General features: G+C 46.0%; 13 protein-coding genes. 11 read left to right on the top strand and 2 right to left on the bottom strand.

The window, feature by feature from the left end; all coding sequences use genetic code 11:
* The first annotated feature begins 4 nt into the window (after nucleotides 1–4).
* Both BK127_RS02265 and BK127_RS02260 read left to right on the top strand, forming a co-directional pair.
* The gene (locus tag BK127_RS02265) at nucleotides 5–853 is read left to right on the top strand and encodes a carbohydrate ABC transporter permease (RefSeq protein WP_076228137.1); all 849 of its coding nucleotides are present in this window, start codon (nucleotides 5–7) and stop codon (nucleotides 851–853) included.
* Between the two features lie 109 nt (nucleotides 854–962).
* Nucleotides 963–1,964, top strand: coding sequence for a Gfo/Idh/MocA family protein (locus BK127_RS02260; protein WP_076228135.1), 1,002 nt, complete (start codon nucleotides 963–965; stop codon nucleotides 1,962–1,964).
* Nucleotides 1,965–2,168: 204 nt separating this feature from the next.
* Here the strand turns inward: BK127_RS02260 and BK127_RS02255 are convergent, their stop codons facing one another.
* On the bottom strand, nucleotides 2,169–3,806 hold the full coding sequence (locus tag BK127_RS02255; RefSeq protein ID WP_076228132.1) for a response regulator: 1,638 nt from the start codon (nucleotides 3,804–3,806) through the stop codon (nucleotides 2,169–2,171).
* A complete protein-coding gene (locus BK127_RS02250) occupies nucleotides 3,799–5,541 on the bottom strand; it encodes a sensor histidine kinase (RefSeq protein ID WP_076228130.1) in 1,743 nt (580 codons plus the stop codon). The genes BK127_RS02255 and BK127_RS02250 overlap by 8 nt, the downstream gene beginning before the upstream one ends.
* Before the next feature lie 270 nt (nucleotides 5,542–5,811).
* On the opposite strand from BK127_RS02250, the gene BK127_RS02245 reads away from it, so the two are divergent.
* The 9 genes from BK127_RS02245 (at nucleotide 5,812) to BK127_RS02205 (ending at nucleotide 15,565) form a co-directional block, all read left to right on the top strand.
* Nucleotides 5,812–6,552 carry a helix-turn-helix transcriptional regulator gene (locus BK127_RS02245; RefSeq protein ID WP_076228127.1) on the top strand — a complete coding sequence of 247 codons (741 nt, stop codon included), beginning with the start codon at nucleotides 5,812–5,814 and terminating at the stop codon, nucleotides 6,550–6,552.
* Nucleotides 6,553–6,591: 39 nt separating this feature from the next.
* Nucleotides 6,592–7,554, top strand: coding sequence for an ABC transporter permease (locus BK127_RS02240; RefSeq protein WP_076228125.1), 963 nt, complete (start codon nucleotides 6,592–6,594; stop codon nucleotides 7,552–7,554).
* A 112-nt stretch (nucleotides 7,555–7,666) separates the two neighbouring features.
* Nucleotides 7,667–8,533 (top strand): carbohydrate ABC transporter permease, encoded by an 867-nt coding sequence (locus BK127_RS02235; RefSeq protein WP_144026348.1) that lies wholly within the window; start codon nucleotides 7,667–7,669, stop codon nucleotides 8,531–8,533.
* Nucleotides 8,534–8,659: 126 nt separating this feature from the next.
* Nucleotides 8,660–10,369: an extracellular solute-binding protein gene (locus tag BK127_RS02230; protein ID WP_076228121.1), complete on the top strand. Its 1,710-nt coding sequence runs from the start codon at nucleotides 8,660–8,662 to the stop codon at nucleotides 10,367–10,369.
* Between the two features lie 39 nt (nucleotides 10,370–10,408).
* Entirely contained in the window at nucleotides 10,409–11,758 is a 1,350-nt protein-coding gene (locus BK127_RS02225) for an ABC transporter substrate-binding protein (protein ID WP_076228119.1), read from the top strand.
* Nucleotides 11,759–11,810: 52 nt separating this feature from the next.
* Entirely contained in the window at nucleotides 11,811–12,680 is an 870-nt protein-coding gene (locus BK127_RS02220) for a carbohydrate ABC transporter permease (RefSeq protein WP_076228117.1), read from the top strand.
* Nucleotides 12,681–12,715: 35 nt separating this feature from the next.
* Nucleotides 12,716–13,588, top strand: coding sequence for a carbohydrate ABC transporter permease (locus BK127_RS02215; protein WP_076228113.1), 873 nt, complete (start codon nucleotides 12,716–12,718; stop codon nucleotides 13,586–13,588).
* 37 nt (nucleotides 13,589–13,625) lie between these two features.
* Nucleotides 13,626–14,657, top strand: a complete 1,032-nt coding sequence (locus BK127_RS02210) for an amidohydrolase family protein (protein ID WP_076228111.1) — start codon at nucleotides 13,626–13,628, stop codon at nucleotides 14,655–14,657.
* Nucleotides 14,658–14,695: 38 nt separating this feature from the next.
* Entirely contained in the window at nucleotides 14,696–15,565 is an 870-nt protein-coding gene (locus tag BK127_RS02205) for an aldo/keto reductase (RefSeq protein WP_076228108.1), read from the top strand.
* Nucleotides 15,566–15,680 lie beyond the last annotated feature (115 nt).

Raw genomic sequence — 15,680 nt, 5'->3', positions numbered from 1 at the left:
GAGAATGAACAGGATGCAAGGTGGTCGCATGGTCGGCAAGCTGTCGACAGCCGTCAAGTATGGCGGATTGATCGCTTACTCTTTAATGACATTATTTCCGCTGCTGTGGATATTAAGTATTTCGTTTCGCGATAACGACCAAATATTTACGAGTATCCGATTGATTCCGGAGTCCTTTAAATGGACCAACTATGAGCAGGTGCTTCTGGGTGGCAACATTCCCCGCGCCTTTTGGAATTCTGTCAGCATTACGACACTTTCCATTGTGCTGCTGCTGTTTTGTGTGCTTACGCTGTCGTTTGCGATTTCCAGGTTTCGATTTAAAGGCGCCTCAGCAGTCTATTTAATTTTTTCCGCTGCTGTGATGGTTCCTACGGTGACCATTCTGCCGATGACATTCAAGCTTTTTAACGATCTACACATATTTGGATTCAAGTATTCGATTGTGTTTGCCTATGTAATTTATGAACTGCCGGTTTCTATTTTTTTGATGGTGATGTTTATGCGGGCCATCCCGCAGGAGCTTGATGAAGCGTCTGTAATCGACGGCTGCAATATTTGGCAGTTATTTACGAGAGTGATTCTGCCACTCAGCCGCAATGGAATCGTCACGATCACGATTTTAGCATTTGTTGCGTACTGGAATGAATATTTAACGGCTTTGATTATGCTCCCGGATCGGGCTAACCGTACGCTGTCCGTTGCATTATCGTTCACCAAGGATGAGAACAGTGTGAAATACGGGTTAATGGCGGCCTCCGTGATGATAGCGGTCATTCCGATGATTATTTTTTATTCGATCGTAAAAAACCAGCTCGTCAAGGGGATGTCTTTGGGGGCAGTGAAAGGTTGACTTAAGAGTCTACAACGGATTTTATGAATTATTCGTGCTTTATGTTGAAGCTTCACTGATGTGTTCCTACTATAATATAGAAGAAACAAACGAATCGGGAGGAAATGACATGGAAAAGAAATTGCGCGTGGGTATTGTAGGCTGTGGAAAACATATGTTTGAATTTATTTACACATGTCTCAGATGGACACAGCAGGTTCAGGTAGTTGCTGTTTGTGATATTGACGAAGCCAAGCTCAATCGGTTCTCGAACTACTACAACATTCCGCAGACGTATATGGATTATAACGAGATGATTGCCAAGGAATCGTTGGATGCGATCGTATGCGTCATTAATGAGCAGATGCATTACGAGGTGGCAAAGGCGGCTTTGCTCGCTGGAATCGATATTTTTGTAGAGAAAACGCCAAGCTCCACCAGCCAGCAGGCTGAGGAACTGATCGAGCTGCAGAAACAATCGGGTAAGACTGCGATGGTTGGTTTTAACCGTAGATTTATGACTTCGTATGTGATGGCCAAGGAAATTGCGTCACGCCCGGAATTTGGTGGTATTCATATGTATCAATCGCAATTCAACACGACCCCGTATAAATCGGAGGCATACTTTAAGCTGAACCACGTGATTCATCATTTGGATTTGGCTCGCTTCATGATGGGTGAGATTAAGCTGACTCAGGTGCAGCGTGTGTTTATTGATGACAAAAGAGTTGGCTATACGATTTCGTTCCGGTCGGAGTCGGGTGGAATCGGTACGATTCAGTCCGGTTCGCTGTTGGATGAGCTGTATCCGATGGAGCGACTGGAGCTGATTGGCGACCGTCAAAATGTCGTGGTCGATAATGTGAAGAACCTCGTTTATAACCGTCCTCCCAGCCAAAAGAAGGATCAATTCAAGCCTTACGCGCTGCTTGAAGGTGGCGATACGCTAAGCTGGAATACGAGCCATGGTTTGTATCCGAAGCATTCCTATCATGGCTATGAGGATGAGTTGGTTTATTTTATCGATTGTCTGATGAACGGCCGCAAGCCAGAGCCGAACTACGAAGATGCCGTACAAACGATGCGTCTGCTGGAGGATATGGAAGTACTGCTGGCTGAGCAGGTGAAATAACGGCGGCTACCCACGAAAGCTGAGTGAACAAGGATTATGGCCGTGCAAGGTCATCCTGAGTGACTCTGCTATCGAGGAAGCTGGATAACAGCAGATAGGCTGGAAAATAAGATACCTGTGGAGGTGTGTTATTTTCCGGCCTTTTCAACAACACCAATGTATCGCTGTGTGCGTGTACTTCGTACCCAGAGACGATGCACCGCATCAGGTTTCCCTGCTGCGGTATTCGTCGGGAGTCATGTTGAAATATTTTTTGAATACACGTGAAAAGTGAGAGGGGTTTACATAGCCGGATTTTCGGGAAATTTCATGAATTTTCTCATTGGTTTCGCTTAGTAAATGAGAGGCTTTTTCCATTCTTAATCTATAGATGTAGTCACTCATGCCTTCGCCAGTTTCCAGCTTGAAGATTTTCGATAAATAGGCAGGGTGAAGGTACACATGATCGGCCAACGATTGCAGGGACACATCTTGATCAAGATGGGCATGAACGAATTCCTGCACCTTTTGAATAATCGTATGGTGGCTGCCTTTGGTCTCTTTGACGGCATGCTCCCGCAGGGAATCGATCATCGTGGTTCCCCATTTTTCCAAACTGTCTATGGAGGCGAGCGTTTCATGGTCGGTCGCTTTCAGAATACCGATGTCAGCGAATTGTTCCAGCAAAAGGCCTTGCTTGTGCAAGGTTTGCAGTACAGCGGAGCCGAGCATTAGTGCGGTTTCCTGCATATATTCGTAGGTGTAGCCCTTTTTCGTGCGGAGCTCATCAATAATGGACATGAACTTGTCTTCGACTGCACTGAAGCGGCCTGCCTCTAGCAGATGAATCAGCATCGGTGGTTCATACAAATTACGCAGAGGTTGAAATTCAGCAGGTGGCACTACATGCTTGGAGCTAATAAAAAAACCATGCAAATTTTCCGGATGTCGACGAATAATGGATATGGAGTTTTGGTAAAATGGATAAATTTGATCGGGATAGCTGCCCCAATCACTGATGAGTACCGATACACTGCCCTTTAGAAACTGAGTCACACTGTCCTGCAGCTGCAATGACAGCTTTTCGAGAATTTTACGAGCTTTTTGTTCATTCATTTCGCTGCCTGACAGGAAGCCAGAGTCCTTGGGTGTAATAACAAACACCAAATAATCGTAGATGTCTTTGCACTGCCATAGCTGAAATTTCTCAGCAAAAATTTCTTCGCTAATATTGACGATGCCAAACTCCAGCAAGGAGCGGCTGTAATCATCATAATTACTGAACCCTTGCTCCATTCGCACGAACATCATGGCAAAAAGCTGGTCGCGTTGATCAGGCAGATTGAACATGGTGAGCTTTTTGTTCAACATCAGAGGCGGTATGTATTTGCCCTGCAGCAGATCGTTCAGTAGCGCACTCCGCAGCTGCGGCAGATGCTCGCTTAAGGTATACAACGTACGCTGATGAGAGGTGACCTCCTTCCATTCGGTCTCAATCTGATCGATGGCAGTCTGTACGGTCTGGATTAATTCTTCCTCCTTAACGGGCTTTAAGAGATAAGCGACAGCACGAGAAGAGACGGCATGCTGGGCATAGCTGAAATCGGAATGCCCGGAAAGCAATATACACTTGGTTTTACTGGAGAGCTTATGGATCTGGTCAATCAGTTCCAGTCCGGAAATACCCGGCATGCGGATATCGGTAATCACAATATGAATATTTTCAAATTGTATGATCTGCAAGGCCTCATGGGCCGAGTGGGCCGTATGTATGGCTGTAATACCCAGATCCTCCCATGGATAAGTTGAAGCCAGATTATCAACAACAAACTTTTCATCATCAACAATTAACAGTTCAAACATGGACAGCTACATCCCTTCTCATTGAAAGTACAGCCTTCACACCGCCAAGCTCTGAATGATCGAGCAATAGACCGGATTCATCACCGTACATATAGATTAGTCTTTGGTGCACATTCCATACGCCACAACCCATTTCTTCTGTTAGCGGCTGTGAGCAGGTACGGCGCAGCTCCTTAAGCTGGATATCAGTCATACCGACTCCGTTATCCTCAACGACGATATTAATGCTGCTCACGCTCATTTCCATATAGATCGTAATTCGCCCCTCCCCCACGAGCGGCTCCAGTCCATGGATAATCGCATTTTCGACCAAGGGCTGCAGCAGGAGTCGGGGGATCGGCAGGTCGAGCATTTCTGGTGGAATCTGAATATCATAATTAATTTGCTGTCGAAGCTGCTGGATGGTCAGGTAGTTGTTCACGAGTCCGAGCTCTTCTTTTAAAGTAGAGTTTTGCCTTTCCACACGTGTTGTATAGCGATAATAATCGCCAAGATTGGTAGCCATAGCTTCGACGGCCTGGTTCTCCCCTAATCTCGACATACTGACAATGAAGAACAGACAGTTATAAAAAAAATGCGGATTTATTTGCGATTGCAGCTGCTTGAGTGTCGCCTCTCGTGAGCGCAGCTTCTCGGCATAAACCTTTTCGATGAGCTCCTGAATTTCGGCAGCCATCTCGTTAAACCGACTGAATAAAAAATGAAACTCGTTTCTCGGCTGATTGGACAGTCGGGCTGAATAATCGCCTCGCTTCAGCTTTTGGACGTTATTGATTAACTCACGAATCGGCATCTGCACATTTCGGTAGAGCACAAAAGATATCGCAGTGCCCAGAATGATCAGCACGATGATAACGGAAAAGAACAAATTGCGGCTTTTATACATCGGTGATAATACTTCATCCAAAGGAACAAAATCGATCAGGGTCCACCCTAAAGCATTTGACGGAACCGAGCTGACCATATAAGGCTTGCCGGATATCATAACCTGATCGTGGCTTCCTGAGCTGCCGGGCTGATGATCCTGGAAATAACGGATTAGTTCGGTGATATGCTCGGGATTTCCTTTACGGTTCATAATAGGTTCGAATCCATTTCTATAGAAGAAAGGGTTTCCCTTACGATTGGTCATAAAATCGTCAAGCATATTGCGTAAGTTATCAGTGGAAAAGCTGGTCTCCACGACCAAATTGGCAGTAGACAGGTCGTTTCGGGCACTTGGCGGATCGGTCGTGTACCAGGAAAAGCGATCCTCTGTACTCCGGTTATCCTTGGGTTCGAATATCCATTTGGTAATCAGCTGTTCCTGAAGCTCAGGCAGCTTATATTCGATGACCGGATAGGTCGATAACGCAATATTGGAAATCGGCGAATAGACCGAGATATTGTTGCGCCAGCTGCTGGAGCTGCTGAACAGGAGAAGTTTTTCTTCAATTGTTTTTCTCGTTTTGATACGTGCGACATAACTGCTGATCTGATCCAGCTGACTAATTTCACGAACTCCGTATTCACCGCTTTCATTGCTTAATGTGATCGAGTGCAGAGCCAGCTGCGCAGCTGTATTTTCCACCTGGCTCAGAAAAAAGTTGAGCTGACGAATGCTGGAATCCTCGATCTCGTTCTGAATGACCTGTACGCTGGTTTGATAAGAATAGCTGTACAGGAAAATAACCGGTAGTAACAGGACAAACATCAATACCATAATTTTTTTGAAAAAGCTCATTTTGAAAGGCATGGAGCGCTTTCACTCCCTTTGAGTGGATTGCTTTCAGTTTATCACGATCCCTTTCGGGAATATAGACGTAGGCGAAGCAGATCTTCAAATGCTTAAAATTAGTACACGTTTCCTAAGAGGAGAATATATGCGTGTTTCCTAAAACCATCTATGATTGACGTAGGGGAACAAACAGTTTACGAAATGCTTACGAAGTCAGCTTCCTAAAGGAAGCAAGCTAATGCTTACGAAGCCAGTTTTGCTACGCAAAACTCTAAGGAGGAGAATACTTTGATATCTGGAGCGAGAGCAATTGTCTCCACGATAAGTGCTGATGCAGGTTCTGGCAGGCGGGAAATAGAATCCGATTGGTTTGAATCCAGTCTCGCGGATTCACTCCTGATGATTCAACTGCTGGAAACCAACGACTGGACTGAAGCAGAGCGCAAGCTGCGAGAGTTATTTGCCAAGTGGAATGCGGCAGCAGAGGTTACGGGTGAGCATAGTCTGGAGATGTATTATATGCTTTGTATGACCTACAGCCATGTGGCACATCGTCAAGGCAAACAGCCGGAGCTGATAATGGGCAGTAAAACGGTCCAGATGAATGCGAGTCCCGAGTCCATATCAATAAAGGAACTGGAGGCATGGGCAATCGGGATATTATTCAAACTAAAAGCAGAGTATGGAGAGGTGGGGCCGTCCAATGTTCCCCATCGTAATGAGACCATCCACCATATTCAACAAATTGTGCAGCAAAACCTGCATGAGGATGTATCGCTGCAGCTTCTCTCGGACAAAGTGAATTTGCATCCCAAATATGTATCGTGGCTGTATAAGAATGAAACAGGAGAAGGCTTCAATGATTACGTACATCGGTTAAAAATGGAGCGAGCTGTCCACTTCTTGCGCAATAGCAGCAAAAAGGTATATGAAATCGCCGAGCATCTTGGCTACCATCATACGTCTTATTTCATACGGGTATTCAAGGAGCGGTTTCACATGACGCCGCAGCAGTTCAGAGATCAATAATGGATGTTATCACACCAGAGACAGAGGAGAGCGCTGGATATGGAAAACGCGCAGCAAATCACGCGAGAAGCGGCAATTAAAAAAACGGACAAGAAAGCAAGGATTAAATGGAATTTTGCACGAAATTGGCCTTTGCATCTGATGGTGCTGCCAGCATTTCTGGTCGTGCTGCTTTTCCAATATGGCCCGCTACCAGGGTTAATTATGGCCTTCCAGCAATATAAGCCATGGCTTGGCTTCACGGATTCACCCTTCGTGGGTTTGGATCAGTTCGCCAAGATGTGGGAATTTCCTCAATCTCGTCAGGTTATTCTGAATACGTTAATTATTGCCAGCTTGAAGGTGTTGTTTCAATTAATAGTGCCGTTCGTCTTCGCACTGCTGCTGAATGAAATTCGTGCTATCGGCTACAAACGGACGATTCAGACCATGGTATATTTGCCCCATTTTTTGTCATGGGTCATTCTCGGAGGCATTCTGATCGATATGCTCTCGACGGACGGTGGTATGGTCAATCGGATTCTGGGTGCCGTATTCGGTATTGAACCGATTTTTTTCCTGGGTAATGGAGATTGGTTCCGGTTTACGATTGTGGTCAGTGATGTGTGGAAGGATTTTGGATTTGCTACGATCATATTCCTGGCTGCACTTGCTGGTATTGACCCCAGCTTGTATGAGGCAGCAGTCATTGATGGCTGTAATCGATTCAAGCAGGTGCTTTATATCACCATTCCCGGGCTGATTCCGATTGCGATTGTGGTCGGTACGCTCTCATTGGGCAGCATTCTGAATGCGGGATTTGACCAGATCTTCAATCTGTACAATCCGCTCGTTTATGGAAAAGGCGACATCATCGATACCTATGTATACAGGGTCGGACTTTTGAGTGGTGATTACAGCTTCGCTACGGCTGTAGGTATGTTCAAGTCGGTAGTCAGCTTCATTCTGATCATGATTGCTTACAGAATGGCGTACGTATTCGCCAATTACCGGATTTTCTAGAAAGCTCAGATTATGATTACGATGCAAGCTTCCTACGGAAGCTCAGCAGATGCTCACGAAGTCAGTTTTCTTCGAAAACTTTTAGGAGGGACCCCCATTGAATCACCTATCCATGCCTTACAAAATATTTTCAGTCTTCAACTATGTATTTATGGGGCTGCTTGCAGTGATTTGTCTGCTGCCGCTTATCCACATTTTGGCGGTGTCCTTTAGTGCACCAGCTGCGGCCAGTGCCAACCTGGTCGGTATATGGCCGATGGGATTTACTGTTGACGCGTATACGAAAACCTTGGCCAATGAAAATTTTTTGAGAGCATTAATCAACGGCGTCACCCGTACTGTAGCGGGAACCGTGCTGTCCATGCTGCTCATTACATTGACGGCGTATGCATTATCCAAGGATAATCGCGATTTTAAAGGCAGAACCTTTTACATGTGGGTTTTTGTTTTTACGATGCTGATGCATGCCGGCCTGGTGCCGACTTACATTTTGATTCAAAAGCTCGGAATGATTAACACACTGTGGGCGTTGATTCTACCCCATGCTGTGAATGTATTTAATATGATTTTGCTGCTTAATTTCTTTCGCTCCAGCGTCCCCAAGGCTTTGGAGGAGGCTGCATATATGGATGGAGCCGGTCATTTCCGAACCGTGTTTAACATCTATTTACCTCTTGCCTTGCCTGCGATCGCTACGGTATCGTTATTTACGATGGTCGGTCAATGGAATTCATGGTTTGACGGTCTTATTTATATCACCAAGGCCCAGAATTACCCGCTGGCCACCTTTTTGCAGACGATTATTGTACAGCGTGATTTAACGAGTATGAACGTGAGTGCGGATGATCTGGAGCAGATGAGCGAGCAGACTGTCAGAGCTTCCCAAATGTTTATTGGCGTGGTACCGATTCTGCTCGTCTATCCTTTTTTGCAAAAATATTTTGTTAAAGGCATTGTGATGGGGTCCGTTAAGGAATAGGTAGAAGTAAGATATTTTCAATAGAAGTATAAATTATTGCCTGACAATGATATAGATAATTTGATATATCTATATCATATATCTTCGGATATACTCGGTTTGAAAACAAATGAATGGGGGATTCACATGACACAAATGTTCATCAAGAAAGCTTTTGTACCGTTGCTGCTAACGTCTGCACTGTTAACCGTAACCGCTTGCACCAAAGAGCCAGTCGCAGCGCCCAAGGTTCCATCTACTGATACAACAGCACCTACGACAGGCATCAAATATACGGCACCGTTCAAGGATGGCAGATATGACCCACCGATCACGTTGACCACAATTAATCAAATTAGTGCGAGCACAACTTTTAAAAATGGCGAAACGATGGAGAACAATGTTCATACCAAATGGGCGAAAGAGCGTCTTGGCATTAATCTTAAATATAACTGGACAGCACCTGCGGCTAATAAGGCGTTTGAAACGAGGTTGCGCTTAGCGCTTTCCGCGAATGAAGATATGCCGGATGTGGTAGCCATTGCTGGCAACACGGCGCTTGCCAATGACCTGATTGATTCGGGTAAATTTATGGAAGTCGGCAAGATGTGGGAGCAGTACGCTTCACCGCTGTACAAGAAAGCAGTTAACGAAGATCCTTCGATGTGGTATCCGTTTATGCGTAAGGATGGAGCCTACGGGATTCCCATTCCTGAATACTCCATGAATGATGACACGGTCTTTTACATTCGCGAGGATTGGCTGGAAAAACTCAATATTAAAGCACCAACCACTATTGATGAGATGGAAAAAGTGATGGATGCGTTCGTGAACCAGGACCCGGATGGCAATGGCAAAAAAGACACCTATGGTATGGCAGCTGCTTTCCGTGATTCACTCGTAAGTACACAAGCAACTGCTGGCTGGCTGTTTGGAGCCTATGGAACGATGGCTGAGATTTGGAATGAAAAGCCGGATGGCACCTTGGCTTACGGCTCGGTACAACCAGGTGTCAAGCCTGCGCTCGGGAAGCTGAGAGATTGGGTGGATAAAGGCTACATCCATAAAGAAGCGGCTCTAATGGACGAAACCAAGGCAGCAGCACTGTTCACATCCGGTCGCGCCGGAATTATTGCCGGACCTCACTGGATGACCTTATTTCCATTAGCTGATCTTATGAAGAACGTGCCAGGAGCCAAATTCAAAGCCTATACACTTCCCAAAGGACCTGATGGCAAGCAGGGCCGTAAAGGTAACTTGAACTTTAGCGGATCTGTGCTCATTAACAAAAATGCGAAAAATCCGGAGGCCTTTTTCGTTTACCAAAACTACCTATTCGAGAACTTTGCTTTCCCCGGCAAGGATAGTGAATTCAAATACCAGTTTGCCGAAGGCTATGATTACGCAATTGTAGACGGCAAGCCAACCGCAGATACAACCAAGATTCCAGGTGGTCGTGTGATTCCGCAGAAATATACCATTGCGTTTGAAGGCGCGCGGATCCCTTCTACACAAATGGAGGCTTATGCCAATCTGGCCAAAGGCAATGGACCAACCAATCAATTCGAGGTCAGATCCAGCTTGATTGCTGATGCACCAAGACTTCAGGCAGCGACCATCAACCTTGCATTGAAGGATATATCTTATCGTGAGAAATATACGGCGCCTCCAACCAAAACGATGAAATCGAGATGGGATAATTTGAAGCAGCAAGAAAAGGATACGTTCGCCAAAATTATTTACGGTGAGGTTCCATTGGATGAATTCGATAACTTCGTAAAAACCTGGGAATCCTCCGGCGGAAATACCATTACGGGAGAAGTGAACGAATGGTACCAAAGCGTGAAGAAGAAATAAGGTAATTTAATGATCATAACTATACGGGAGGTTTTTATTTTGAAAAGAACGTTGGCTTTACTGACTTCACTCCTGATGGTTCTTGTTATGGCTGCCGGCTGCTCAACTTCTGAGCCTGCAGCCGGGGCTGGCAACGAAATGAAGCCCAAGGAAGGAGCTCCCTCTTCGACAGGTCCCGATAAGAACAAAAAAGTGACCCTGCGCTTTGCAACGAACTGGGTGGGCACAAGCCCGATGACGAAAATCGTCAAAGATACTCTTGACCAATTCAAGAAGGATTATCCGAATGTCACGATAGAGGTAGAAGAATCTCCCGGTAATGATCATATTACGAAAATCAAACTGGATGCTGTCAGTGACCGTGTCCCCGATTTTTTCAACTATTGGCGCCTGGACCCGGGCTTTGGACTCGATGAGGTGGCCAGAGCGGGCAAGGTTGCCGACCTGAGCGAATGGGTGAAATCCGATCCGTTCTTCAAAGATCTGTTCGACGAAAGTGCCTGGAAAACCGCTTCGCTAGACGGTAAAACCTATGGTATTCCAGGTACGATGTTCTACACGGCTGTTTATGCCAACAAGGAAGTGTTTGATAAAGCCGGTGTCCCGATTCCTGCAACGTGGGATGAGTGGTTATCTGCTGTGAAATCACTGAAAGCCAAGGGTGTATTGCCTTTTGGCATCAGTGTTAAGGGCGACAGTCAGGGCGTGCGAGCGTTTGACTATGTATTCAGTAATTACTTGGGCAATGACAAGGTCCGCGATATGATTCTGGGTAAAGAGCCGTTTAACACACCGGAAACATTGAAGGCCGCACAAATGGTCAAAGAGCTGCTGATCGGCAATCTCCCGGAGGACGCAATTGCGATTGCGAATGATGTAGCTGTATCCAAATATTTGAACACAGGTAAAGCTGCGTTGTTTATCGACAATTCTTCAGCAATTAATAGCATAAAACCGGAAATTCAGGAAAAGCTCGTTGCTTTGAAATTCCCATTGATTCCGGGCGGCGCGCAAAAAACGCAAAATTTTGAAAAGGATTTAACCCAGCTGTTCTATATGGGCTCCAAAGCCTGGAACGATAAAGACAAACGTCCATACCTGGAAGAGCTGCTGAAGCGCTTTGCTTCTCGTGAACAAGCCAAAATTTATGCGGAAGTCGGTCAACAAACCGTTCCTCAGCTGAGTATGAATATCGACCCTGCCAAATATGGGCGTTTGGCGACAGACGGACTTAAAAACGCACAATCAGCACCAGGTAACAAATGGCTTCCTTCCTACATGAGTCCGGATCAAAGAGCCAAATTCGAACCGTTGATCAGCGCTTATCTGGGAGGCGAAGGGACACCGGAGCAATTTGTTCAGGAGATGGATAAAATTTTCAAGAAATAAGTACGGCCTGTTAGCTTGAATGGAAGCCGCAAGTCAGGAGGGACACCGCTCAATGGGACAGCTCAGGTTTCGTAACACGATTATTTATTACATGCTGCCAGCGCTCATTTTGTACTTTATTTTCTTCATCATCCCATTCTCCAGAACGTTTTATTACAGCTTTTTTGAATGGAACGGGTTTGGCAAAACCACCTTCGTCGGTCTACAAAATTATGTCAAGCTGACGAAGGATGAGCTGTTCCTGACCGGGATCGGCAGGGTGCTGCTGTGGGCAGGTTTGGCTATACTCTTGAAGGTTGGCTCGGGACTTGTACTTGCCAGTATGCTGCGCCGCCCGATCAGGGGCTCGAAATTTTTCTCGGCGGCTTTCTTCATGCCAGTGGTCATTTCTACTGCTGCGATTGCGCTGATGTTCACGCTGATTTATGACCTGGATGCGGGATTATTGAACACCATGCTGCGTGCGATCGGACTGGAAAGCTGGGCACGAATATGGCTGGGGGATAAGCATACTGCCTTTTATGCGGTCATTGCCGCACCGATTTGGCATACGATTGGTTATTTCTTCATTATTTTGTTAGCGGGCATGCAAAATATATCCGAAGAAATCTACGAATCAGCCACCATTGACGGCGCGAACGCATGGGTACTTTTTTCAAGGATCACGGTTCCGTTGGTATGGCCGATTTTGCAGATTTGTATGATTCTTGCGATAACCGGAGCGATCAAAAACTTCGACTATGTTTTTATCATGACCAAGGGAGGGCCAGGCACCTCTACACAGGTACCGGCCACCTACATGTACGATACGATTTTCGTCGGATTGAAATATGGTTATGGAACCGCGATCGCTTTTACAATCTTCCTGTTTTCATTAATTGTCACCTTGGTGTTCCGCAAATTAACGACCTTTAAGGATTAAGTCATTAGGTTCACATGTGAGGAGGTGGTGTGGAAATGGAAATAACAGCTGCCAAGGTGAAAAGTATGCAGGCAAGCCGCTCTATAACTAGCAGGTTAGCCACGTGGATCAAGTACGCAGTGCTGATTGTACACTCCCTGTTTACTTTAGTACCTCTGATCTGGATATTAAGCAATTCGTTTCGTGATACGGATCAGATCTTGACCAGTATTCGTTTTATTCCGGAAAGGTTCGATTTCAGCAATTATATGAGTGTGATTACGGCATCCAACATTCCCAAAGCGTTCTATAATTCGGTCAGCATCACATTGGTCAGCTTATTACTGCTCTTGGCAGTTGTGCTTCCGGCTTCGTTTGCAATTTCGAGGTTTCGCTTTAAGGCCAGTGGATATATCTATATGTTTTTCTCGGCGGCGATCTTTGTACCTGGTATTACGATTCTGCCCATGGTGTATACGTTGTTTAATGATTTGCATCTTCTTGGGTACAAATATTCGATTGTTCTAATGTATGTGGTGGGCGAGTTGCCGATTGCGATGTTTCTGATGGTCATGTTTATGCGGGCGATTCCCCACGAGCTGGACGAATCCGCGATTATCGATGGAGCTACCACCTGGACGCTGTTCTCCAGAATTGCGGTGCCCTTAAGCCAAAATGGGATTGTTACCGTGTTAATTTTGACCTTCGTGGCGATCTGGAATGATTATTTGTTAGCCTTGATTATGCTGACGAACAAAGCGTACCGTACCTTGTCTGTCACGCTGGCCTTTACGAAGGATGAAAATGGAATTAACTACGGGATGATGTCGGCGGCTATTATATTTGCGATCGTTCCGATGATCGTATTTTATCTGGTCATCAAGGACCGTTTAATTAGCGGGATGACCTTAGGCGCAGTTAAAGGTTGACTGTGACTTTTTCTTAAAATGGGGGTGTGGTTTCACAATGCAGTCGAAGATTACAGATGCCTATGCTCACTTTGGGCAGCCACGCTTTGGTTCTCTGGACCAGCTTATCAGTTATATGGATAATCATCAGATTGAGCAAGCAGTAGCGGTGTTGGGACCACGAGTCCCTGATTTCTCTATCATCAGTGAAGCGGCAATCCGGTACCCGGATCGTATTCGAGCGGTCGGCATTCCTTTTGGAGAAACGAAAGACGAGCGGATTGAGGCGGTGAAGCTGCAGCTGGACATTGGAGCGATGGGCATTCGTCTTGAAACACGTGAGGCTGTGGAATACCCGGAAATACTGGAGCTGATTGGGAAGAGCGGTCGCTGGGCGTATGGAATCGGAGCCTGCCTGAATCAAAGGATGGCCGAGCTGTATTTGACTTGGTTGAGCCAATATCCTAAGGCCAAGCTGGCTGCTCCGCATTTTATGTACCCCGATTTCTCACCTGAAGATCCCGATAAATCGGGTGGCAGTATCCAGAAGCTGATGCAGCACGAACGATTTTATGGCATTTTTGTTCGTAATGCCGGTATGGCGGCTTCGGTTCATCCCCATACGGCTTATAAAGCTTGGATGGAATATGTGTATGAACAGTGTGGTCCCAACCATTTGATGTGGGGAAGCGAATATCCGGTACTCTATTGGCGCAATGAAAATGCGAACGCAGCGATGGATATGTTCAGAGGGTTTCTTAATTGCAATGAGGAAGAGTGGAAACGGATTGTCAGCACGAATGCTATCGAGCAGTTCTTTACAGGTGCGGCTCCCATTAGCACCAAGGGCTTTATAATGGAATCGTTGGAAAATCAGGATTCATCAGTACAGAAGCTGGTTATACCGGAATGGGTAGAACAGCAGTTTGAGCGTAACCGTACAATCCCGTATTTTCCCAAAGGGATCGATCTTCCGGTTGAGGTTTGCGTTGCCATATTGGAAGGATACTTGCATTCACCTGAGTTTGCATCAGGTAGTAGCATGTCTGAATATATATTTAAACAATGGACCCGACAAGCATCATCCTAGCAGTGGTTCTAAACAGAGAGTAGGAGGAGTTGGAAGCAATGGAATATACAACTTTAGGTAAAACAGGGGCGACCGTGAGCAGAATTGGTTATGGAGGTGCGGCTGCCGGACTTAAAAATTATTTGCACACCTTTGACCCGACTGACGGAGATGACCGTAAACATGTGTTCGAATCCATAGAAGCTGCCCTGCAGGGCGGGATCAATTATTTTGACACAGCGCCGGGATACGGCAATGGTGAAAGCGAAGAGATTCTGGGATCAGCGCTCCAAGGCGTCACCGAAAGCGGTTCGCATCCGCTGTTTATTGCCACCAAGGCCAATTATAAAACCCGTGGCAAACTGCGCGAATCCGTCGAACTCAGCTTGAAAAGACTTCGCAGGGATCGAATTCAGCTGCTGCAAATCCATGGAGATTCCTATACTGCTGAGCAGGCTGACAACATCCTGATGGATGGGGGGATGGCCGAGGAGATGCTGCAACTGAAGCAAGAGGGTCTGGTTGAGCATATCGGCTTCAGCAGTGAGGATAACAATGATTCCGTGTACCGTTTCATTCGCAGCGGCATGTTCGATATGATGCAGATTTGCTATAACTTTATTTTTCAGCATGGCTACGAGCCGAGCCGTCCTTTTGGCAGTCTATTGGAAGCGGATAAGGCAGAGATGGGCATCGTGACGATGAGAACACCGACCTCTGGCACATTTCAACGCTGGATTCAAACCGTGAATCCGAAAAACACGTTCGATTACACACCCGCATTGATTCAATTCGTATTATCAAATCCATATGTCGATGTAGCTCTGATGGGGATGCGTGACAAATCTATTGTCCAGAAAAATATCGCTATTTGTGAAGATAAAGCTGGCCGTATCAGTCTGGAAGCACTCCATGAACGGTATGTCTAAGAGTGCGTGTGTAAAAAGTATGTCGCTATAGAAGTTCGGTGAATATAGAGCGGAGCGACCGTGGTGTTCTGGAGATAGCGGAGCGGTGCCTTTGTTTTCGGATTTTTACTGCTAA

The sequence above is a fragment of the Paenibacillus sp. FSL H7-0331 genome (assembly GCF_001956045.1).
This window is presented reverse-complemented; position numbering and strand designations above follow the sequence as displayed.